A 20014-nucleotide genomic window follows, 5' to 3' on the forward strand; every position below is an offset into this window, starting at 1 on the left:
TCTGGGTGGCCAGGGACGGCGAGGTCATCGGATTCGTAACACTTCGGGATGAACCAATGCCGACCTCGATAGAAGCGGTGAGACGACTGAATAAGAAAGGAATTCGCACGGCGATACTCTCCGGAGATCAAGCACGAACCGTTAAGGCCATCGCCGAAAAATTGGGGATTGAGGTATACATCGGAAATCTAGATTCTATCGAGAAAGTCGAATACATACGCCAATGGCAGAAAATCGGATGGAAAATGGCAATGATCGGCGACGGCATAAATGACGCTCCTGCGCTGGCACAGGCCGACTTGAGCATTACCGTCGCCGCCGGAACGGGCGTGGCTGGAGAGACTTCGGACATTATCCTCACACGACCGGATTTGAATCTCATACCATGGCTGATCCGCATTTCGACGCGCACACGACGCATCATTCAGGAAAACCTGGGATGGGCATTTGCCTACAATCTACTGGCGGTGCCGCTGGCGGCGTTCGGGGTGGTCAGTCCCGTCATCGCCGCGACAGCCATGGTGACCAGCAGCTTGTTTGTCGTGGTGAATTCCCTGCGATTGCGAAATGAGGCCGTTAACGCACACGCCGAGTCTTGAAAACAGTTGCAGAGATCGGATCAAGCGCTTACACGGCCGAGATGTTACATGTCAATCATTGTGAAGATCGATGGGCTTCGTACGCAAGCGTCTCTTCGATTAATTTCTCGAATTCCTCGGGCGACGAGGTAGGGCGTTTGCAAGTGAACTGCCGGCATAGATAGGCTGCGGGAAGATCATCCAGCATCGAGTGTCCTTCGAGCAGCCTGGGTGCACCTTTTTCGCCGGCTGCTCCTCCGGCGATGACCAATTTCGGCAGGAAGCGCAGGTCCACGACTCCGGTTAATTTCCGGAAACGTTCAGAGGAAGTCGTTCCGACGACAGCGACTTGCATTTGCGGCCCGATGGCGTAATCGAGGTTGCTCAGCCATCCGGAAAGACTCGTCGGATATCGTTGGGCGAGATCCTGCATCGCTTGCAGGGCTGTTTCTGCGGCAGCCCTGTAACGATTCTGGCCGCTGAAGGAAGCTAATTTCAATAGGAGCGAAACGGCCATCGTGTTGCCGCTGGGGATCGGGCTGTCTTGAAGCGATTTCGGGCGGGCGATCAAGATCTCATGATCCTGGCGTGTGTCGAAGAAGCCTCCAGCCGGATCGCTAAAATTTGCCAGAATTTCCTCCGCCTGCGCGACGGCTGCCCTGTACCAGCGTGGATCGAAGTCGGCTTGATACAGCGCCAGCATTCCTTCTGCAAAGGCTGCGTGATCCTCTAGGTAGGCGCCGTGGCGTGCGAGACCGCCGCGCCACGTGCGCAATAATCGTCCCTCCTTCAACATGTTGCCAACCAGAAATTCTGCCAGCGACCGGGCGGTTTCCAGATAGTCCGGGCGAGAAAGGGCGCGAGCCGCTTCGGCATACGACGTTAGGAGGAGGCCGTTCCAGGCCGTCACCACTTTATCGTCCGCAGCCGGTGGTATCCGTTCGGTGCGTATTCCCAACAGCTTTTCACGGGCGGCGTCAAGTATCCGAGACACGTCTTCGTCGGTCATTCCGAAGCGGTTGGAAATTTCATCCAGCGTTTGTGCACGGCGTAAAACGTTTTTCCCTTCGAAGTTGCCCTCTTCTGAAATCCCGTAGGCGGCCGAAACCAGCGTTTTTTCTTCATCCGTCAAGACGGCGTCGATGTCTGCCTCGCCCCAGAGATAGTATTTCCCCTCTTCGCCCTCTGAATCGGCGTCGAGTGAGGCGTAGAATCCACCTTCTGCGTGGCGCATTTCCTGATGCAGAAAATCTAGCGTCATTTCGACAACCGTGCGGAACAGCGGTTTCCTACATATCAGCCAGGCATGAAGATAAACCTGAACGAGCAGCGCATTATCGTAGAGCATTTTTTCGAAGTGCGGAACGCGCCATTGGGCGTCGACCGAATAGCGATGGAAGCCGCCGGCCAGTTGATCGAAAATACCGCCTTGCGCCATACGGTCGAGCGCGTGAACGGCCATCTCCAAAGCCAGGTTGTCCCCATCGCGGTGATGCTTTCGCAGCAAGAATTCGATCACACCGGCTTGGGGAAACTTCGGTGCTCCGCCCCAGCCGCCGTTTGTCCAATCGTAGGACTTGAACAATATTCCGCTTGCCCGCTCGAGACTCTCAGGATTGAGCGTTTCTGCAGTGGCGTGGAATGAAAAATGCGAAGCGACGTGTTCCTTCAAACGTGCGCCCGTCTGTTCGATTTGCTCGCGGTTTTCCTGCCACAGATGGGCCACGTGAAGAAGAACTTCCGGGAAGGAAGGCATGTCGTAGCGCGGGGCAGGCGGGAAATACGTGCCCCCGAAAAAAGGTTCTGCCTGCGGTGTGAGGAAGACGGATAACGGCCAACCACCCTGACCATTCATGGCGACGACGGCGTCCATGTAGATCGCATCGATGTCCGGTCTTTCCTCGCGGTCTACTTTGATGTTGATGAAATTTTCGTTCATGATCGCAGCGATTTTAGGGTCTTCGAAAGACTCGTGTGCCATGACGTGACACCAGTGACACGCGGCGTAGCCGACGCTGAGGAAAATGGGCTTGTCCGCTTCCTGGGCGGCGCGCAGCGCCTCTTCGCCCCAGGGCCGCCAGTCGACCGGATTTTCGGCATGCTGCAGAAGATACGGGGAAGTCTCGTTTTTCAGGTGATTGGCCACGTCGATCTCTCCCAACGCCGCTGCAATCCGTTGCGCCAGGCGTTGAAATCATCATACCGCGTACGCCGTTCGTACGGATGATTCCAGGCTTTACGTTGGATGTGCGCCGTTTTGTTTCGCATTGGTGACCGGTCCGTCGGATATGGTGGTAGAATTTTCGCCATGTCTACACAGAAGGCTGGAATGGGTTTGCGTTGGATCCCGGCGGTCATCATGATGGGATTGATCTTCATGTTTTCCTCGATGCCCAATGGTGTCCTGCCGTATTTCGGGCACTGGGATTTGCTGATCAAGAAAGGCGGGCATGCGCTGGGGTTTGGCATGCTTGGATTGGCTTATGCGTACGCACTGCCGGCGCGGCTCCCGCGCAAGCAGCGCTGGCTGTTGAGTCTGCTGATGGTCGTGCTGTTTGCCTTGAGCGATGAGTTCCATCAATCCTTTGTGAACGGCAGACACTCGCGGTTGACGGACGTGTTGATCGATACTTCGGGGGCCGTGATTATGCTGACTTTCGGATTGGGCTATTCTTCGAATTCGAGTTCGAAATCTACCTCTTGATCCTCGCTCCAATTTTCACCCCGGGACAAGCTGATCTCGCCGAAGAGCGAATCTTGTTCAACGGATATGCGCCGCTGTTTGATGAGTTCGAGGATGGCGATAAACGAAACCACGATCTCCAGGCGCGATCGCGCATCTTCGATGATCGCACGGAACGTCGTCCGGTTGGCGTTTGTCAGGTCGTCGATGATGCGGTGGATCTTGTCCCGTATGCGTACGTGGTGGGGGATGATGATGTTGGCTTCCGGGCTTTCTTCGATCGACGCCAGTGCATCCATGAACGCCGCACGAAGATCTTCGATACTCACTTCCAGCATGTCCAATTTGGGTTCAATGGCAGGCGGTGCGACGATGCGGATGTACGAACGATAACCTTCCTCCATGCGCTGCGCCAGGATATTGGCGACTTCCTTGTATTTCTTGTATTCGATGAGTTGCCGCGCCAGGGCGTCGCCCGGATCTTCTTCCCCCGGTTCGCGCTGCGGAGGCCGAGGAAGAAGCGCTTCGGATTTGATCTGAATCAAGCGTGCGGCGATGACCAGGAAGGAAGCCAGATCCTCCAATTGATATTCTTGCAAGCGCTGTAGGTAGGAAAGATATTGATCGGCAACCTGTGCCAGAGCGACTTTGGTGATGTCCAGCTCGGCTTGTTCGATTAATTCCAGGAGCAAGTCCAGCGGACCTTCGTAGACGGGAAGGTGGATGATGTAGGCGTCTGTTTCGTTCGTCATAGGCCGAGGGCGGATCGAAGCGCTAGAAAGAGGATCAGGAGTAAAAACAGGATCACGATCGCTGCGGAGATCTTCATCAACTGGGATTGTTCTTTTCTGCGTGCCCTTTCCGCTTCGAGCGCAGCCTGGATGCGTCTGCGGTCGGTCTCTTCGAGATCGTGGAGGCGTTGCTGAGAGGCGCGTTCTTCACTCTCTTTGATACGCGCAGCTTGTTCGCGAGCCTGGCGCAGGCGGTAGGGACCAGAATCTGCGTTCGCATGCCGGATGATCACCTGGCTGAACAGTGTCAACGGCTCGCCACACACTTCGCAGGCTTCCGCCTCGAGCGGATTCGGGCTCTGACAGGAGGGGCAAATCGACATATTGTGGGGCAGCGTACTGCCGCAGTAGGAGCACTCGAAATGATCTTCAATGATTTTCACGTCGGGCGCGTCGCATACCGGACAGTTCATGTCAATCCCAAACCCACAGAAGATCGCCTGAATAAGATTTCACGATTATACCATCGCCGTCGAGAGATGCTTGCCAGGATGCCTTCCAAATCTTTGTTTACATTTCGAGTACCCGGGGAAAGACGCGACCAAACACGACATTATGCATCTATATAAGTAGATTGTGCCGTAACGATTCGCTCATGGTATCATGGCAAGCAGAAACGGCAGTTGAATTAATCAAAATGGAGTAAAACATGAAAGGCGAGCCGATCAACGTCACTGACGATAACTTTGAAAAGGTGGTCATGAAGTCCGAACTTCCCGTCGTTGTGGATTTCTGGGCGCCGTGGTGTGGACCGTGCAAGATGGTGGCACCGATTCTGGAGAAGATCGCCAAAGAATATCAGGATAAGTTACTGGTAGCGAAGGTCAATACGGATGAAAACCCGAAATGGGCCATGGATTACGGTGTGCAGGGTATACCGACGATGCTGTTCATCGCAGGCGGAAAAGTGGTGCATCATCAGGTCGGTGCCGTCCCGGAACCCTATCTACGCGACATCATCGACACCTTCCTGAGTACGGTGAACGAGAGCGTGAAGTCCTGAGATCGTGAAATAACCCCCTCAGATACCGACATCATGCCAGTACTCGATCCCGTTCGAGGTGAACGGACTTCGAATCTGGCGCTGATGTATGAATAAAAACCGGAGATGATATTTTTCAATCGTCTCCGGTTTTGGTTTTTTCGCCTGCAGGATTGCTCTTTATTTCCTCCTCGAGACTGCACCCCAGATCAGGCCTTCGACGCGCCGAATGATGCGGCGCATGAGGGAGCGCAGCTTCGCCAGGGAGAACAAGATGTTGCGGCGCATGCGCTGGGTTCGAGTCACCCTGCGCTCTCGCGAAACCCAGCGAATCGTCATTGCGCCCCAGGTCAGACCGCCTCCAAAGCCGACGAGTACGATGTTGTCGCCAGCCTTGATGCGGCCGCCGTCGACCGCTTCGCAGACCGCCATGGGAATCGAGGCGGTCGATGTGTTTCCATAACGGTCGAGATTGATCATGAAGCGATCCATCGGTACGCGCAGAATGCGAGCCGCTGTCTCGATGATACGCCGATTGGCTTGATGGGGAACGATGAGCTGGACGTCGTCCAGGGATATGCCGGCCTTTGCGACGGATTCTCTCGTCGCGGACGCCATGGCTCGCGTGGCGAAGCGAAAGACGTCCCGGCCTTTCATCTGGACGGTGTGCAAGCCCTGTTCAACGGTCTCTGCGTTTGCGGGATGGCGGCTGCCGCCGCCGGGAAGGATCAGCAATTCTCGTCCCGATCCGTCCGAGCGCATCACGCCGGAGAGTATGCCACCGGGAGAATCCCGCCCTTCGAGGACGAACGCCCCGGCGCCATCGGCGAAGAGGATGCACGTCCTTCGATCCTGCCAATTCACAAGCCGACTGAGTGTTTCGGCGCCGATCACGAGAGCGTTCTCGATCGACCCGGACCGGATCGCATCGGCCGCCATGTTGAGGGCAAAAATGAAGCCCGTGCAGGCGGCCAGCAAATCGAAAGCGCCGGCGCGTGAGGCGCCCAGATTGTCTTGAACGAGGCAGGCCGTGGCAGGGAACAGGTAATCCGGTGATGAAGTGGCGACGATGATCAGATCCAAGTCATGTGGGTCCAGACGGCTTCTTTTTAGAGCGTTGAGTGCCGCCTCCGTCGCCATGGTGGACGTCGATTCGTAATCTGCGGCAATACGGCGTTCGCGGATGCCCGTTCGGCTCACGATCCATTCGTCGTTCGTGTCCACCATTTGTGCCAAATCATCGTTTGTCATTACGTGCTCGGGCGCGTACATACCCCAAGCTGTAATGTGTGCGTAACGCGACATGATGCTTATTCAACCCCCGATGGCTTACTCAGAATCAGGCATGCGTTGTGCCCCCCAAATCCGAAGGAATTGCTCATGGCGTGGGTCAATTCGGATTTTCGCGCTTCGTTGGGGACGTAGTCCAAATCGCATTCCGGATCGGGCGTGGTGTAGTTGATCGTCGGCGGGATCACTGAATCCTGAATGGCTTTGACGCAGAAGATGGCTTCTACGCCGCCGGCTGCGCCGGTGAGATGGCCGGTCATCGACTTGGTGGAAGAGATCGGCACTTCGTACGCCGTTTTGCCGAACGTCGTTTTTATCGCCGCCGTCTCACTGGCATCGTTGAGTTTCGTGCTCGTGCCATGTGCGTTGATGTAATCGATGTCCTCGGGTTTCAAGCCCGCGTCTTCCAGCGCCAGGCGCATACAAGCGGCGGCTCCGGCGCCTCCTACAGCGGGCGCGGAAACGTGGAACGCATCGTTGGTCGCGGCGTATCCCGTGACCTCCGCCAATACGGGCGCGCTGCGAGCCGCGGCATGTTCGAGCGACTCGAGAATCAGGATGCCTGCGCCTTCACCGACGACAAACCCATCACGGTCGAGGTCGAAGGGGCGGGAAGCGGCGGTCGGATCATCGTTGCGCGACGAGATGGCATCGATCACGTTGAAGCCAGCCATGGCGATGTTGATGATGGGCGATTCACTGCCGCCCGATACGATCACGTCCGCTGCGCCGCGGCGGATCATTTCCGTGGCTTCTCCGATCGCGTTCGTCGCCGATGCGCATGCGGTGACGATCGCCATGTTCGGTCCGCGCAGGCCGTACGAAATCGCGATCTGACCCACTGCGCTGTCCGGCAGCATCATGGGCACCAGGAAGGGGCTGATGCGTCTCGGGCCTTGTTCCTTGAATTTATCGTATTCCGCGATGAGGGTGCTTAAACCGCCGATCCCGCAGCCCATGACGACGCCGATACGCTCGCTCTGTTTTTCGTCGTACTCGAGGCCCGCATGTTTGAGCGCTTCGTCGGTTGCGACGAGTGCGAATTGGGTAAAGCGGTCCGTGTGACGCGCCAGGCGCCTACCGAGTTGTTCCTCAGGGTCGAAATCTTTCACCTCTGCGGCGATTTGTGTCTTCAGGTCAACGGGGTCGAACAAGGTGATGGGTCCTACGCCGGAACGGCCGGCAACGATACCTTCCCACGTTGAATCGGTGTCGTTTCCAAGGGGACTGATACAGCCGAGACCCGTTACCACTACGCGATTTCGTGCCACGATGTACTCCTTAGATCTACGAATCAGTTATCTCGCACGGGTATAACACCACGCTTGTTGAGAAGGTGCGGCGACGTTCGCGTACGGCTGTGCTAGAATCGGATGCAGGCACGCCGGTACGTCCGGCGTTAAGTGGGAATTTCGGCATGATTCTCGTTACGGGTGGTCCCAATTTCATTGGCCGCAGCGTCATCCGTCAACTGACGGCGTATGGCTACACGGTACGTAGTCTGCTGCGCCCATCGCAGAAATCTCCCAGCTTGCCGCCGGGCGTTTCGGTGGACGTAACGCTGGCCGCTCTCACCGACCGGCGCGGTGTGCGCGCCGCGATGGTCGACATCGATACCGTCATCCACTTGAGCGATCACGTCGGTCCGACACACACTTCCCGTCACCTCGACACAGAAGTGGAGGGAACGCGGAACCTGGCGGAGGCCTGTGCGGATGCGGGCGTCGAGCGGATGATTTACCTCAGCTACCTCGGCGCTGACCGTTCAGCGGCGTACCCGGCAATGCGGGCGAAAGCGATTGCCGAGGAGCACCTGCGCGCGAGCGGCGTTCCATACACGATTCTGCGAACGGCGATCTTGTTCGGCCGGGATGACTTTTTCACCGTACCGATGGCGGAAATGTTGTCCGTTGCGCCTCTCTTTTTCCCCATGCCGGGCGATGGATCGGTTCTGCTCCAGCCGCTCTGGATCGAGGACCTGGCCACGTGCATCACCTGGATTTTGGACGAACGCGAAACGATCGGCGCGACGTTCGAAATCGGCGGTCCCGAGTTTCTCTCTTTCCGGCAGATACTGGAGTTGATCATGCGAGCAGCGAGCAGCCCGCGGATAGTTTTTTCGACGCGCCCGCCATACCTGCGCATCGCCGCGCGCTTCTTCGAATGGCTGCTGCCGAAATCGCCGGTGACTCCGCTGTGGGTGGATTACCTGGCCGTCAACCGCACGGCGGATCTCAATACGCTTCCCAGCGTTTTCGGATTGCAGCCTTCCCGTATGGAAGGCAATCTCGATTACCTGCACGAACGCAATTGGGGATGGGAACTGCTCGCGCAACAATTTTCGAGAGGTCGTGGTCAATGAACGACGGTGAGGTCACGATCCGGCCGCTGCGCTCCGTGGAAGACATGGAACGGGCGGAAGAACTGCAGCTTCTCGTCTGGCCGGGCAGCGAAATAGAGATCACACCCAGTCACCTGCTGCTCGCCATCGCCCATAACGGAGGTGTCGTCTTGGGGGCATTCGACGGGGATACCCTCGTCGGAATCGTGATGGGCTTTTTGGGTACCGATCCGATGAGTCCCGGACGGGTGGCGATGGCGCGCCTCAAACACTGCTCGCATTTGTTGGGCGTGCATCCCCGGTACCGCAACCGTGGCATAGGGTACCGGCTCAAGCTTGCCCAGCGCCAGGCGGTGATGAAGGATGGGATCAGGCTGATTACCTGGACCTACGATCCGTTGATGAGTACCAATGCGCATCTCAACATCCGCCTGCTGGCTTCGATTTGCCAGGCTTACCTGCGTGACGTGTACGGCATGCTGCGAGACGAATTGAACCTCGGCATCGCCACCGATCGTTTCCAGGTCGAGTGGTGGATCACTTCCTCGCGGGTCGATTCCCGCGTCGACAACCAGCGTCCGCCGCTGGATCTGGCGAATTATCTGAGCGCCGGTGCATTGAAGCTCAACCCGAGTACGCTGAACGAGCAGGACCTGCTCATCCCTTCCGACGAGTGGTTTACGCCGGATGGGAATCTGCTGCTGGTTGAGATTCCGCCGGATTATCTGCTCATGAAACAGAAAGACATCGAATTGGCACGCGCCTGGCGACTGCATACGCGCGAGATCTTCGAGCGTGTTTTCTCAGACGGGTACATCGTCACCGATTTTGTGTATTTGAAAGGCGAGCAAGTGCCGCGATCGTACTACGTCCTTTCTCACGGTGAAAGCCGCCTGGGTTGACCATGCACATCGATCGCATCGAAATGCGCCACGTGCGCATGCGCCTGGTTTCGCCTTTCCGAACGTCCGTTGGGGTCGAGCACGATCGGGATTGCCTCATCTTGCGCCTCTTCAGCGAAGGTCTGCAGAGTTGGGGGGAATGCGTCGCCGGAAGTTTCCCGGGATATTCGTACGAGACTGCAGACACAGCCTGGCACGTGCTTTCCGAATTCTTCTTCCCGTTGTTATTGAATGCCAATTCGATGGACGTGCCGTCGTTTCGCCGAGCGGCGGAGAGCATTCGCGGGCATCCGCTGGCGCGCGCCGCGGTGGAGATGGGATTGTGGGATCTCGAAGCGAAGCGGCGGAACACGTCTCTCGCCGACCTCTTCGGCGGAGAGAAGGACCGCGTTCCGGTCGGGGTTTCCGTCGGGATCCAACCGGACACGTCGGCGTTGCTGCAGGTCGTGGCGGAATACGTCGAAGCGGGCTACCGGCGGGTCAAGTTGAAGATCGAGCCCGGCAGCGATATCGGCAGCGTGCAGGCGGTGCGTAGGGAATATCCGGCGCTGCCGCTGCAGGTGGATGCCAACACGGCCTACGAAATCGAAGATGTCGATATCTTCGAAGCCTTGGACGCGTATCATTTGCTGATGATCGAGCAGCCCTTCGCAGCGGACGATCTGCTCGACCACAGCAAGCTGCAAGCCCGTATCGAGACTCCGGTTTGCCTGGATGAAAGCATTCGCGGACTGCGGCAGGTTCGCCAGGCACTCGAAATCGATGCCTGCCGGATTTTTAACATCAAACAAGCGCGAATGGGCGGGCTGCAGGAAGCGCTTGCGATCCATGCCTACTGTTCCGGGAAGAACGTGCCGCTGTGGTGCGGTGGAATGTTGGAAACGGGGATCGGGCGTGCCGCGAATCTAGCCCTTGCTTCGCTGCCCGGTTTCACGCTCCCCGGGGATATCTCCGCCAGCGATCGTTATTACGTCGACGACATCGCGACGCCGAGATTCACGTTGAATCCGGACAGCACCATCGACGTGCCGCGGGGCGAAGGTCTTGGCGTGAAGGTCGACATGGGTGCGCTGCAGCGATTTACGCTGCGGAGTCAGTCGTATCCGTAAGCGGATCGCGAGTCACTTCCTCTGAAGGAAAACGGAAGGAAATCTTCGTGTGGGGGTATATTAATTACTTGCTGCCGAAGAAATGAGTAAGCCAGTCGATGGACGCGGCGCCGGAGTAGGCGATGATCAGCATCTTCAGCGTTTTCCCGATACTGGCCCAGAAGAGGAAGGATCGAACCGGCATGCGAAGCGCTCCCGCAGCCGCGCCTCCCAGATCGAACAGCGGATTCGGGATGAAGGCCAGAAGCAGGATCGCCCACCCGCCGTAGCGTTCTGTCCATTTCTCGATGCGTTTATATGCCGGGTTGTCCTCGACGATTCCCCGGCCGCTGAACCCCGCCAGATATCCCGTGAGTTCACCGATCGCCGCGCCGATACCGGCGGCAATCGCCACGCCGATCGGGTTGAAAACCGCACCCAGGGCGAAGGTAAAGGCGATCCCCGGAGCGGGCAGGATAACGGTGGCGTTCGCCAGGATGGAAAGCAAGAAAATGCCTGGATAACCGTAGGCTTTCAGTTGTTCGAGTTGGTCACGCAGAGAGATGATCCATATCGTGATGGCGATGACCAGCAGAAATGCCAGGATGCGGACGAGCGTGAGACGCCATCCGCTGAGTTGTTTCCGCTCTTTCACGACTCGTCGATTTCGATCGTTTGGATCGTGACCGCGGGTGCCTGGGTGTTGCGCGGATCCCTCTCGGGGATCGAGAGCAAAACGTCGAGACCGCTGCTCACTTTGCCAAACACACTGTGGCGGTCATCCAGGTGGGGCGTGGCCACGTGGGTGATGAAGAACTGGGAGCCGTTGGTCCCCGGGCCGGCGTTTGCCATCGAAAGCACACCCGGTCCGTCATGGCGCAGGCTGGGATCGAATTCGTCTTCGAACCGATACCCGGGGCCGCCCATTCCGGTCCCCGTCGGATCGCCGCCCTGGGCCATGAAACCTTTGATCACGCGGTGGAAGATGACCCCGTCGTAAAATCCGTCCCTGGCCAGGAAGACGAAGTTGTTGACCGTCGTGGGGGCTTTGTCGGCGTACAAATCGATGACGATATCCCCGATATCCGTTTTGATCGTCGCCGTGTAGTTCTTTGTGGTGTCGATCACCATTTTGGGTGGAGAGGCGTATTGTTTTTCCGGCATTGTTCGCTCCTTGTGAAAACGATTTGTTGGTGATGCAGTCCTTCCCAAATAGAATAACAAAACCGCCGGCCGATGTGATGCGCACTTACTGATTGGCCAGCATCTCGCCGATGCGCGCGACGACCATGTCCATGGCGACGGTGTTGAGGCCGCCTTCGGGAATGATGACGTCCGCCTGCCGTTTGGAAGGTTCGACGAACTCCAGATGCATCGGCCGAACGGTGGTCATGTATTGCTGGATGACCGAATCCACCGTGCGGCCGCGTTCGAGCAGATCGCGCTGCAGGCGCCGTATGAAACGAATGTCGTCCGGCGTATCGACGAAGATTTTCGCGTCGAACAGTTCGAGCAGCGCTTCATCGGCAAAGATCAGGATCCCCTCGACGAGGATCACGCGCTGCGCTTCGACGTGCATGGTTTGTTCGGTGCGCCGGTGGGTTGTGAAATCGTAGATGGGCACATCGACCGCCTCCCCGCGTTTCAAAGCAAGGATGTGTTCGATCAACAACTCCGTTTCCAAAGCGTCCGGATGGTCGAAGTTAATGGCAATGCGTTCTTCGAGCGGAATGTCGCCCAAATCCCTGTAGTATGAATCGTGGGGGAGAAAGGTGATCTTGTCGGTTCCGAGCCGCCGCAGGATCACGTTGGCCACGGTCGTCTTTCCGGATCCGGTACCGCCGGCGATGCCGATTACGATGGGAGAGGATCGATCGCTCATGGCTTGATTATACGCGTCGAGGGTTGACGCGGAAAGTGATCCCGGCCGAGTTTATCCTCGTTGCAGCCGCATCGAAGCCGGACGCGCCGTGTTTGAAATCGACGCCGCTGGGCGATCAGACTTCAGGCTGGAATTTGAAGGAAAGCTTCATTTTCGCCCGATAGGCAATGATCTTATCGTCGTCGATTTGCATGTCGAGAGTGACCACCTCGGCGATGCGCAGGTCACGCAGACTCTGCGAAGCCGTCGAAATGGCGGTCTCGGCAGCCTTTTCCCAGGAATCTGTGCTCGTACCCACCAATTCGATCACTTTGTATACACTGCTGCTCATTTCGTGGCCTCCTTTTCGGTCATAGCGCGCGAGCGAGCATAAGCACTGCCATCGTAGCAATTCTCGGCGAGCGATTCAAGTAAGTCATGCTTTTCGGCGGCACGCGCTGGGACGAAGAAATGTCGACCGGCGTGTCCTTTAGACCTAAATGAACAGAAGTCCGCTCTGCGGGCTTCTCACGGCTTCCTGGGGGGTGCTGGTGAATGGTTTCAATTATTAATAAGGAAACAGAGATGCAGATTGGGAAGTCTGAAGTGGAAGAAACTCGGGTAAAAGCCACCAATTCGGAAAAGAAGACTTGGAGCCAGCGGAGGGACTCGAACCCTCGACCCATCGCTTACGAAGCGATTGCTCTGCCATCTGAGCTACGCTGGCGACGCGGGCGATTATACCAATTTGCATCATCGCTTGGCAAGGCGTCCCCAGTAAGGCATAATGTTTCTAATGCGCATCGCGATGCTTTCTTACCACACCTGCCCCTTGGCGACGCTGGGCGGCAAGGACACCGGCGGCATGAACGTCTACGTTCGTGATCTGACGCGCGAGTTGGGCAAATGTGGGATCGGCGTCGATGTATTCACTCGTTCCCAGGACGAGCATGTTCCCCACGTGCTGCATGATCTGGGATACGGCAACCGCATCGTTCACATGCCAGCCGGTCCCGAGCGCATGGTGGATAAAACCCAGCTCATCCATCACGTGGATGAATTCGTAGACGGAATCGTGGGCTTTGCCAGGCTCAAGCAGATCGAATATCAACTGATCCACAGCCATTACTGGCTGTCGGGATTGGCGGCGATTCAATTACGGAAGAAATGGCACATCCCGTTCATCCAGATGTTCCATACACTCGCCGTGATGAAAGATCGCGTAGCGCGTTCCCCCGAGGAGATTTCGTCGAACGAGAGAATAGAAGCGGAGCGACGACTACTCGATGAAGCCGATTGCGTCGTCGCTTCAACGCCTGCGGAGCTGGCGCAGATCCAGTGGCTGTATCAGGCCGAAACCTCGAAGGTGGTGGTGATCCCGCCAGGTGTGGACACGAGCCGATTTTATCCCATCGACCAGGATGAGGCGCGGGAATTCATTGGTGTACCTTGCGAGCACCGCATGGTGCTTTTCGTTGGAAGAATCGAGCCGCTGAAGGGACTCGATACGCTGATCGAAGCCGTGGCGCTGCTGCGCGAAGAGGCGGCGTTTGACAAGAACCCGTTCTGCCTTGCCGTCATCGGCGGAGATCCGGACGTCAGCCGTGCAGACATGACGGCCGAAATGGAACGCCTTCAAGCGCTGAGTGAGGCGAAGGGGCTGAACGATCTGGTCCTGTTTCTGGGAAAACGCGACCAGGACACACTGCAGTATTATTACTCGGCGGCGGAGGTCGTCGTCGTCCCGTCACACTACGAGTCCTTCGGGTTGGTTGCATTGGAAGCGATGGCTTGCGCCACACCCGTCGTGGCTTCGGAAACCGGTGGCCTGGCTTATCTGGTTCAAGATGGCGAGACGGGTTTCCACGTGCCGACTGCGGAACCCAAAGCTTTAGCGGAAAAACTCCAACTTGTGCTTCAAGACGATGATCTACGCCACAAACTCGGACAGAACGCGGCGAAATATGCGCAGGCTTACGCCTGGTCTGTCGTCGTCGATCAAATTATCGATGTTTACAGGTCGTTGATCGAGAAGTGAGTAGAATAAATTTCGCCCCCTCGATGTCGGAAGCACGCGGGTCTACTGCGGCTCTTCCGGGCATTTCTCGACGGCGCCGGTGATGTCGATAAACGGACGCGTGCCGCGCATGATTTCGATCGTGCCGGTGCCGATGATGCAATCGCCCGGACGAATCTCAGGGTGCCCCGTTTCGTAATCCACGAAAGCAAAAGAACCGTAAGTCTCGCTGAATATGGCCACGAAGGGGATGTCGCCGGAAGCGAACCAGCGCCGGATTGGCCCATAGACGCACATCGTTTCGTTGGCATCGGATAGGCTAACCTGATCCCAAAGGACGCAATCCCCGGGACCGACCACGACTTCATACGTGGGTGTCTCGGATGCGAGTGGAGGAAGCGTTGCGGCGTGCATTGGGGCCGTAGTCGGGGTTATGGTGTTCGTGGCCGTGGGTTCGGGCGTCAGCAGCGCGCCGACGAACTTCTTTCCGGGCCCAACGATGAGGGCGATCAATCCCACACCCAACCCGATGACGAGCAGCAACGAAATGATCCGGCGTACGATCGTGGGCAGCCCCTGAATGGGCGAGTCTGACGCGGCAGCTTCATCATCCGGGATCAACTCCGATATAGGACGGAGACCGCTGACATCTGGATCGAGCCGCCGCTTTCGAAGGCCGGGCATGCGGCTGCTCGATGACTCCAGGACGGAATGGATGGGCGAAGATTCCACCGACCGCGCCCACTCGTCGTCCATCGATTCGGATGGAGAGATTCCCGGGATCTCCGGCATTTCCGGCGGAAGCACGATGTCCGGCTCGGGTTCCTCCGCCGGCACGTCCTCGGGATGGGCTTCGCGACGAAGGGAGGCAATCAACGAATCCGGATCCTTCGGCTGCGGAAAGATGGGCTCGGAGGTCGTGAATACTTCCGCTTCTTTCTTTTCCTCGAGACGTTTGCCGCAAAGGGGACAATCGTCCAGGCCGATTTCAATCCACTCTGCGCAGAAAGGGCATTTTTGCAGTGTGGACATCCAAATCGGTTGTTCGATATCCCGGCGGCAGAATCGGCAGAAGATCGCTTCTTCACGAATTTCCTCGCCGCAATGAGGGCATTTACGCGTCATAGGTGATCGCCTTGTTCTACCGTTGTTTGCCTATTGTAGTCGGCTGCCGGATTCGCGCAATGAGTCTTTGCTACCATGTTCCAACTCGGATGTACGATCGAAGCGAGACCTGCCTGGCACTTCATCGTTTCTTCCCTGCGATCAATGCAGCAAAAGACTGCAAACGGATACTGTCGAGTGGTGTTCGTCATCCGCAGGGCAGTGTTCGTAGGCGAGGAGGGATCCCTGGAGGGGTGCGAGGATTTTCAACGCCAGGTAGATCGGCGCGACGCCGCAAACGTTGTTGCGATCGTTGCTCTGCATGATGATGTCCAGGAACGTTTCGGCATCACCGTGGCAAATGCTGTCGATTAACTGCTCGTCTTCGAGCTTCAAGCGCGCATGATCCGGCAGTTCGAGGGCCTTGCCACCGAAGGTCGGTCCGACGTGTGACAGGTCGGCGGCTGCGACGATCAGGGTCTTTCTTTGGTTCACGATTTCTCGCAGGACTTCGATGGCGTCCGCGAGGAATTCGTCGTCTTCGATGTTCTCTGCGCCGTTCCAGTAGGGCAGAAAAGAACCGCAGAGGATCGGCAGCATCTCACAGCTTTCTCCCCGGCGGACGTGATGCAGCCAGACGGCGGCTAATTCGCAACCTTGTGCATAGACGCGCCAACCGCGCTGGTAATCGATGTGTGGGCTGATCAATCCGCGTATGCTCGCATTCACAGGATCTGTACTGCCTGCTCGATCGATATAGCCATCCAGCAACCGACTCAGCTCATCCGACTGCTGGGGATAGGAACTGCCGGCGAGGTTTGCCGGACGGCAGGACGCGCGGCGGAAGTCTTCTAGCTTTTCAGTCATCGCCGCCTTTGATCTGTCGTTTTCGATTAAATAAGCCGCATCCAGGGTGTCCATCAGTTCGTCGAGGTCCGGCTGTGCGACGTGATAGTTGTATCCGTCCGCAAGGATATCCTGCATGTCTTTGAATTCGTTCGTGCCGTCAAAGAGGCCCAACGCCGGCGCGAGGTCGGCGGGGACGAGCACGACGCGATCGCTCAGTTGAAGGGGATCGCGCAGCAACAGAAATGGCTGGTCGTGATGCACCACCGGAAGGGTTTCAACGTATCGTAAACGAGGAAAGCTCGTGCGAGTGATTTGTTTCATGTCTCTCATCAGGATATATACCCGTGTTCTCTCCGAACATCAAGTGCTTTATGTCTCGCCTCGGAAGGTAATCCGGGAGGTTGTTGGTCGCCCTGCACGACGGCCGGAAAAGAAATGGATGGACAGTCGTACCCTTTTTTGATTCCGGGGTTATTCATATGAGGGATCGACGCCGGAATTAACCCTTCACATGCAAAATAAGAGCGATATAATAAGCGGTTATTATCCCGCGCTCGATCAGAGGATGTTAATTTAGCCGCGAAATTCCCCGAAGCAGGAGAGGAGTTGAGAGTATGAGTATCAGCCAACTTGCCGCATCGATCCGTGAATCTTCCACTCTGGCTTTGAATGAAAAGGCACGTGTGCTGCGAGCGAAAGGCGAGCCGGTGATCCACCTCGGCGTCGGAGAGCCGAAAAACCCGGCGCCCATCACGGCGCTTTTGAGTTCTGCGGCGCGCCTCAACACCGGTGAGATCAAATACACACCGACAGACGGCCTGCCTTCGTTGAAAAAGGCGATCGTGCGTTACATGGAAGAAAATTACAACAAGGCCGTCGCTCCGGAGAACATCATCGCCTCAACGGGAGCGAAACAGAGCCTCTACAACACGCTGTTCACGATCATCGACCCGCAGGATGAAGTCATCCTGCTCGCACCGTACTGGGTCAGCTATCCTGAAATGGTCAAGATGGTCCACGGTGTGCCCGTCGTTGTGACTCCCGAGGACGGCACATTCACGCCACGTATGGATGACATCGAACAGACGGTAACCAGTTATACCAAAGCGATCATCGTCAACAGTCCGTGTAACCCTTCGGGCGCCGTATTCTCGGATGAATTCATCGGTGAGATCGTCGACTTTTGCGAGAAGAAGGGCATTTATCTCATCCTCGACGATATCTATCAGAAGTTGGTGGAAAACGGGGTGCGGCCGGCGATTGCATACGATTACACCAAAAAAGATCTGGAAAACAGCAGGCTGATCGTGGTCAACGGTGTCTCGAAGCTGTACGGCATGACCGGATTCCGCATCGGTTGGGTCGTCGGTCCGCGCAAGCTGGTCGAGGCAATGGCGAAAATCCAGAGCCAGATCACGTCCAACCCCTCCGTGGTTTCCCAAGCCGCGGCGGAAGGTGCGCTGCAGGGCGTTCAAAGCGTTGTTGAAAATTTACGCCTGGAAATTCAGAACAACCGGACCGTGATGATCCGGGAGTTGGAAGCCTTCAACGGCGTGCGTTTGATCCGGCCGCAAGGGACGTTTTACTGCCTGCCTGATTTTCGCGCGTACGAGAAGGATTCGCTGAAGCTGTCGAATTTCCTGCTGGAGAAGGCGTTGGTCGTCACTGTTCCCGGTGTGGATTTTGGAATGGAAGGCCATCTGCGTTTGAGCTACGCGGGATCCGTCAAAGACGTCACCGGGGGGATCGAGCGGTTGAAGTGGGCTTTGGATCCGAAAGCGCCCAACGAGATCTACATCGGTGATCGTAAACTCGTGAGGGATTGGCTATGAACAACATACTGAACATCAAATCACCTGCACAAAAGGAAGCGCAAGTCCTGCGCTCGGATTATGGGCTCGAAAATCACGGCCTGACCAATTTGAACAACGTGTATTGGAATCTTCCGACCGCAGCGCTGTACGAGGAATTTACCTTCCGCGGTGAAGGCCATATCTCACACGCCGGGCCCTTGCTGGTCAGATCCGGAAAGCACACCGCGCGCGCGGCCAACGATAAATACGTCGTGCGGGAAGGAACGACGGAAGACAACATCTGGTGGGGGGAATACAACCGGCCGTACAGTCCGGAAAAGTTCGACGAGCTGTTCTCGCGCTTGCAGGGATTCTTACAAGGCCGGGACGTGTTCGTACAGGATTGTTACGTCGGCGCCGATGAGGAATACCGCCTGCCGATTCGCATCATCACCGAGTGGGCCTGGCACAGCGTCTTCGCCCGCAACATGTTCATCTTGCCGGAGAGCGCGGAAGCCTACCGCCAGCACGTGCCTCAATTCACGGTGGTCGCCATGCCCTCGTTCAAGGCCAATCGGCCGATCGACAGCACGCGGACCGATACGTTCATCACGCTCAACTTCGAACAGAAACTGTGCATCATCGGTGGATCGGGGTACGGCGGCGAGATCAAGAAATCCGTCTTCACGCTGATGAATTATCTGCTTCCGTTGAAGGGGGTCATGACGATGCACTGCTCCGCCAACGTGGATGATGAAGACGATGACGACGTGGCCTTGTTCTTCGGTCTTTCCGGAACGGGAAAAACCACCTTGTCGGCCGATCCGAATCGACGCTTGATCGGAGACGACGAGCATGGTTGGAATGACAACGGCATCTTCAACTTCGAAGGCGGCTGTTATGCCAAGGTGATCCGCCTCTCTGCGACCGCAGAACCCGAGATCTATGCCTGCACTTCACGTTTCGGGACGATCCTCGAAAACGTGATCGTCGATCCGGTGACGCGCCTCATCGATCTCGATGACGATGAAATCACGGAAAACACGCGGGCTTCCTATCCGCTCGAATACATCGACAACGCCGTGCCGGAAAAATTGGCGGGCCATCCGAACAATATCATTCTCCTTACTTGTGACGCCTCCGGGGTGATGCCGCCGATCGCTCGTCTCACGACCAACCAGGCGCTGTATCAATTCATTTCCGGCTACACCGCAAAAGTCGGCGGCACGGAAGTCGGCCTGGGAGAAGAGCCGCAGATCACGTTCAGCACCTGTTTCGGCGCACCCTTCATGGTTCACCATCCCTCGTATTACGCAGAAATACTGCGGCGGAAGATCGAGCACTACGGCGTGAATTGTTGGCTGCTGAACACCGGCTGGGTAGGCGGGCCGTACGGCGTGGGCAAACGTATCAGTATCAGATACACGCGCGCCATGCTCACCGCAGCGTTGGAGGGTTCACTGCAGAAGGTGGAGTACACCAAGGATCCCATCTTCGGTTTCGAGGTGCCAAAGTCGTGTCCGGACGTGCCTTCGGACGTGTTGGATCCGGCTTCTTCCTGGCCGAGCAAAAAGGACTATATGAAGAAATACACGCAGCTCGCCATGCGTTTCGTGGACAATTTCAAGCAGTTCGAACCCGATTGCCCTCCGGACATCGTAAAAGCCGGTCCGCAGGTATAATATGGGCTGATCTTAAAGCCTGAAACCTGCTGGTTTCGTTCGGAGACAAGCGC

General features: G+C 56.9%; 21 protein-coding genes and 1 tRNA gene. 9 read left to right on the plus strand and 13 right to left on the minus strand.

Features of this window, described 5'->3' with window-relative positions; genetic code table 11:
• Window positions 1-599 (plus strand): HAD-IC family P-type ATPase (locus P8Z34_11620; protein ID MEJ2551322.1); only part of this gene is annotated, 599 nt, incomplete at its 5' end.
• A 55-nt stretch (window positions 600-654) separates the two neighbouring features.
• On the opposite strand, the gene P8Z34_11625 is transcribed toward P8Z34_11620, so the two are convergent.
• The gene (locus P8Z34_11625; GenBank protein ID MEJ2551323.1) at window positions 655-2724 is read right to left on the minus strand and encodes a thioredoxin domain-containing protein; all 2070 of its coding nucleotides are present in this window, start codon (window positions 2722-2724) and stop codon (window positions 655-657) included.
• Complete coding sequence (locus P8Z34_11630) at window positions 2709-2846, minus strand: hypothetical protein (protein MEJ2551324.1); 138 nt, start codon at window positions 2844-2846, stop codon at window positions 2709-2711. The genes P8Z34_11625 and P8Z34_11630 overlap by 16 nt, the downstream gene beginning before the upstream one ends.
• A gap of 40 nt (window positions 2847-2886) precedes the next feature.
• Between P8Z34_11630 and P8Z34_11635 the strand changes: the two genes are divergently transcribed.
• Entirely contained in the window at window positions 2887-3282 is a 396-nt protein-coding gene (locus P8Z34_11635) for a VanZ family protein (GenBank protein ID MEJ2551325.1), read from the plus strand.
• Here the strand turns inward: P8Z34_11635 and P8Z34_11640 are convergent.
• Window positions 3246-4013: a segregation/condensation protein A gene (locus tag P8Z34_11640; protein ID MEJ2551326.1), complete on the minus strand. Its 768-nt coding sequence runs from the start codon at window positions 4011-4013 to the stop codon at window positions 3246-3248. The genes P8Z34_11635 and P8Z34_11640 overlap by 37 nt on opposite strands.
• Window positions 4010-4465 (minus strand): zinc ribbon domain-containing protein, encoded by a 456-nt coding sequence (locus P8Z34_11645; GenBank protein ID MEJ2551327.1) that lies wholly within the window; start codon window positions 4463-4465, stop codon window positions 4010-4012. Before P8Z34_11645 ends, P8Z34_11640 begins: the two co-directional genes overlap by 4 nt.
• 236 nt (window positions 4466-4701) lie before the next feature.
• Between P8Z34_11645 and trxA the strand changes: the two genes are divergently transcribed.
• Window positions 4702-5055 (plus strand): thioredoxin, encoded by a 354-nt coding sequence (gene trxA, locus P8Z34_11650; GenBank protein MEJ2551328.1) that lies wholly within the window; start codon window positions 4702-4704, stop codon window positions 5053-5055.
• Window positions 5056-5214: 159 nt separating this feature from the next.
• Here the strand turns inward: trxA and P8Z34_11655 are convergent, their stop codons facing one another.
• Together P8Z34_11655 and fabF are read right to left on the minus strand one after the other, a co-directional pair.
• Complete coding sequence (locus P8Z34_11655; GenBank protein ID MEJ2551329.1) at window positions 5215-6339, minus strand: ketoacyl-ACP synthase III; 1125 nt, start codon at window positions 6337-6339, stop codon at window positions 5215-5217.
• Window positions 6340-6344: 5 nt separating this feature from the next.
• Window positions 6345-7595: a beta-ketoacyl-ACP synthase II gene (fabF, locus tag P8Z34_11660; GenBank protein MEJ2551330.1), complete on the minus strand. Its 1251-nt coding sequence runs from the start codon at window positions 7593-7595 to the stop codon at window positions 6345-6347.
• Between the two features lie 146 nt (window positions 7596-7741).
• Between fabF and P8Z34_11665 the strand changes: the two genes are divergently transcribed.
• The 3 genes from P8Z34_11665 to menC are packed head-to-tail and all read left to right on the plus strand — an operon-like array spanning window position 7742 to window position 10676.
• Complete coding sequence (locus P8Z34_11665; protein ID MEJ2551331.1) at window positions 7742-8686, plus strand: NAD(P)H-binding protein; 945 nt, start codon at window positions 7742-7744, stop codon at window positions 8684-8686.
• On the plus strand, window positions 8683-9567 hold the full coding sequence (locus tag P8Z34_11670) for a GNAT family N-acetyltransferase (protein MEJ2551332.1): 885 nt from the start codon (window positions 8683-8685) through the stop codon (window positions 9565-9567). Before P8Z34_11665 ends, P8Z34_11670 begins: the two co-directional genes overlap by 4 nt.
• Before the next feature lie 2 nt (window positions 9568-9569).
• Complete coding sequence (gene menC, locus P8Z34_11675; GenBank protein ID MEJ2551333.1) at window positions 9570-10676, plus strand: o-succinylbenzoate synthase; 1107 nt, start codon at window positions 9570-9572, stop codon at window positions 10674-10676.
• A gap of 64 nt (window positions 10677-10740) precedes the next feature.
• On the opposite strand, the gene P8Z34_11680 is transcribed toward menC, so the two are convergent.
• From P8Z34_11680 to P8Z34_11700, 5 genes are all read right to left on the minus strand, one after another.
• Window positions 10741-11310, minus strand: a complete 570-nt coding sequence (locus P8Z34_11680; protein MEJ2551334.1) for a VTT domain-containing protein — start codon at window positions 11308-11310, stop codon at window positions 10741-10743.
• Complete coding sequence (locus P8Z34_11685) at window positions 11307-11819, minus strand: peptidylprolyl isomerase (GenBank protein ID MEJ2551335.1); 513 nt, start codon at window positions 11817-11819, stop codon at window positions 11307-11309. Before P8Z34_11685 ends, P8Z34_11680 begins: the two co-directional genes overlap by 4 nt.
• Before the next feature lie 85 nt (window positions 11820-11904).
• A complete protein-coding gene (gene udk / locus P8Z34_11690) occupies window positions 11905-12537 on the minus strand; it encodes a uridine kinase (protein MEJ2551336.1) in 633 nt (210 codons plus the stop codon).
• Between the two features lie 115 nt (window positions 12538-12652).
• Window positions 12653-12868, minus strand: coding sequence for a dodecin family protein (locus tag P8Z34_11695; GenBank protein MEJ2551337.1), 216 nt, complete (start codon window positions 12866-12868; stop codon window positions 12653-12655).
• A gap of 299 nt (window positions 12869-13167) precedes the next feature.
• Window positions 13168-13243, minus strand: a tRNA-Thr gene (locus P8Z34_11700).
• 69 nt (window positions 13244-13312) lie between these two features.
• Here P8Z34_11700 and P8Z34_11705 point away from each other — a divergent pair.
• Entirely contained in the window at window positions 13313-14554 is a 1242-nt protein-coding gene (locus P8Z34_11705; GenBank protein MEJ2551338.1) for a glycosyltransferase, read from the plus strand.
• Between the two features lie 42 nt (window positions 14555-14596).
• Here P8Z34_11705 and P8Z34_11710 read toward each other — a convergent pair whose 3' ends face one another.
• Window positions 14597-15658 carry a zinc ribbon domain-containing protein gene (locus P8Z34_11710; protein ID MEJ2551339.1) on the minus strand — a complete coding sequence of 354 codons (1062 nt, stop codon included), beginning with the start codon at window positions 15656-15658 and terminating at the stop codon, window positions 14597-14599.
• Window positions 15659-15799: 141 nt separating this feature from the next.
• On the minus strand, window positions 15800-16807 hold the full coding sequence (gene amrB / locus P8Z34_11715) for an AmmeMemoRadiSam system protein B (GenBank protein MEJ2551340.1): 1008 nt from the start codon (window positions 16805-16807) through the stop codon (window positions 15800-15802).
• Window positions 16808-17100: 293 nt separating this feature from the next.
• On the opposite strand from amrB, the gene P8Z34_11720 reads away from it, so the two are divergent.
• A complete protein-coding gene (locus P8Z34_11720) occupies window positions 17101-18318 on the plus strand; it encodes a pyridoxal phosphate-dependent aminotransferase (protein ID MEJ2551341.1) in 1218 nt (405 codons plus the stop codon).
• Window positions 18315-19961, plus strand: a complete 1647-nt coding sequence (gene pckA / locus P8Z34_11725; GenBank protein MEJ2551342.1) for a phosphoenolpyruvate carboxykinase (ATP) — start codon at window positions 18315-18317, stop codon at window positions 19959-19961. The genes P8Z34_11720 and pckA overlap by 4 nt, the downstream gene beginning before the upstream one ends.
• Window positions 19962-20014: the final 53 nt, after the last annotated feature.

The sequence above is a fragment of the Anaerolineales bacterium genome (assembly GCA_037382465.1).
Lineage (GTDB): Bacteria > Chloroflexota > Anaerolineae > Anaerolineales > E44-bin32 > WVZH01.

Excerpts from the sequence above, each read along its gene's own strand:
- P8Z34_11630 (MEJ2551324.1), bottom strand. The coding sequence starts at position 2,846 with ATGCGAAACAAAACGGCGCACATCCAACGTAAAGCCTGGAATCATCCG.
- P8Z34_11635 (MEJ2551325.1), top strand. The coding sequence starts at position 2,887 with ATGTCTACACAGAAGGCTGGAATGGGTTTGCGTTGGATCCCGGCGGTC.
- P8Z34_11640 (MEJ2551326.1), bottom strand. The coding sequence starts at position 4,013 with ATGACGAACGAAACAGACGCCTACATCATCCACCTTCCCGTCTACGAA.
- P8Z34_11645 (MEJ2551327.1), bottom strand. The coding sequence starts at position 4,465 with ATGAACTGTCCGGTATGCGACGCGCCCGACGTGAAAATCATTGAAGAT.
- trxA (MEJ2551328.1), top strand. The coding sequence starts at position 4,702 with ATGAAAGGCGAGCCGATCAACGTCACTGACGATAACTTTGAAAAGGTG.
- P8Z34_11655 (MEJ2551329.1), bottom strand. The coding sequence starts at position 6,339 with ATGTCGCGTTACGCACACATTACAGCTTGGGGTATGTACGCGCCCGAG.
- P8Z34_11665 (MEJ2551331.1), top strand. The coding sequence starts at position 7,742 with ATGATTCTCGTTACGGGTGGTCCCAATTTCATTGGCCGCAGCGTCATC.
- P8Z34_11670 (MEJ2551332.1), top strand. The coding sequence starts at position 8,683 with ATGAACGACGGTGAGGTCACGATCCGGCCGCTGCGCTCCGTGGAAGAC.
- menC (MEJ2551333.1), top strand. The coding sequence starts at position 9,570 with ATGCACATCGATCGCATCGAAATGCGCCACGTGCGCATGCGCCTGGTT.
- P8Z34_11685 (MEJ2551335.1), bottom strand. The coding sequence starts at position 11,819 with ATGCCGGAAAAACAATACGCCTCTCCACCCAAAATGGTGATCGACACC.
- udk (MEJ2551336.1), bottom strand. The coding sequence starts at position 12,537 with ATGAGCGATCGATCCTCTCCCATCGTAATCGGCATCGCCGGCGGTACC.
- P8Z34_11695 (MEJ2551337.1), bottom strand. The coding sequence starts at position 12,868 with ATGAGCAGCAGTGTATACAAAGTGATCGAATTGGTGGGTACGAGCACA.
- P8Z34_11705 (MEJ2551338.1), top strand. The coding sequence starts at position 13,313 with ATGCGCATCGCGATGCTTTCTTACCACACCTGCCCCTTGGCGACGCTG.
- P8Z34_11710 (MEJ2551339.1), bottom strand. The coding sequence starts at position 15,658 with ATGACGCGTAAATGCCCTCATTGCGGCGAGGAAATTCGTGAAGAAGCG.
- amrB (MEJ2551340.1), bottom strand. The coding sequence starts at position 16,807 with ATGAAACAAATCACTCGCACGAGCTTTCCTCGTTTACGATACGTTGAA.
- P8Z34_11720 (MEJ2551341.1), top strand. The coding sequence starts at position 17,101 with ATGAGTATCAGCCAACTTGCCGCATCGATCCGTGAATCTTCCACTCTG.
- pckA (MEJ2551342.1), top strand. The coding sequence starts at position 18,315 with ATGAACAACATACTGAACATCAAATCACCTGCACAAAAGGAAGCGCAA.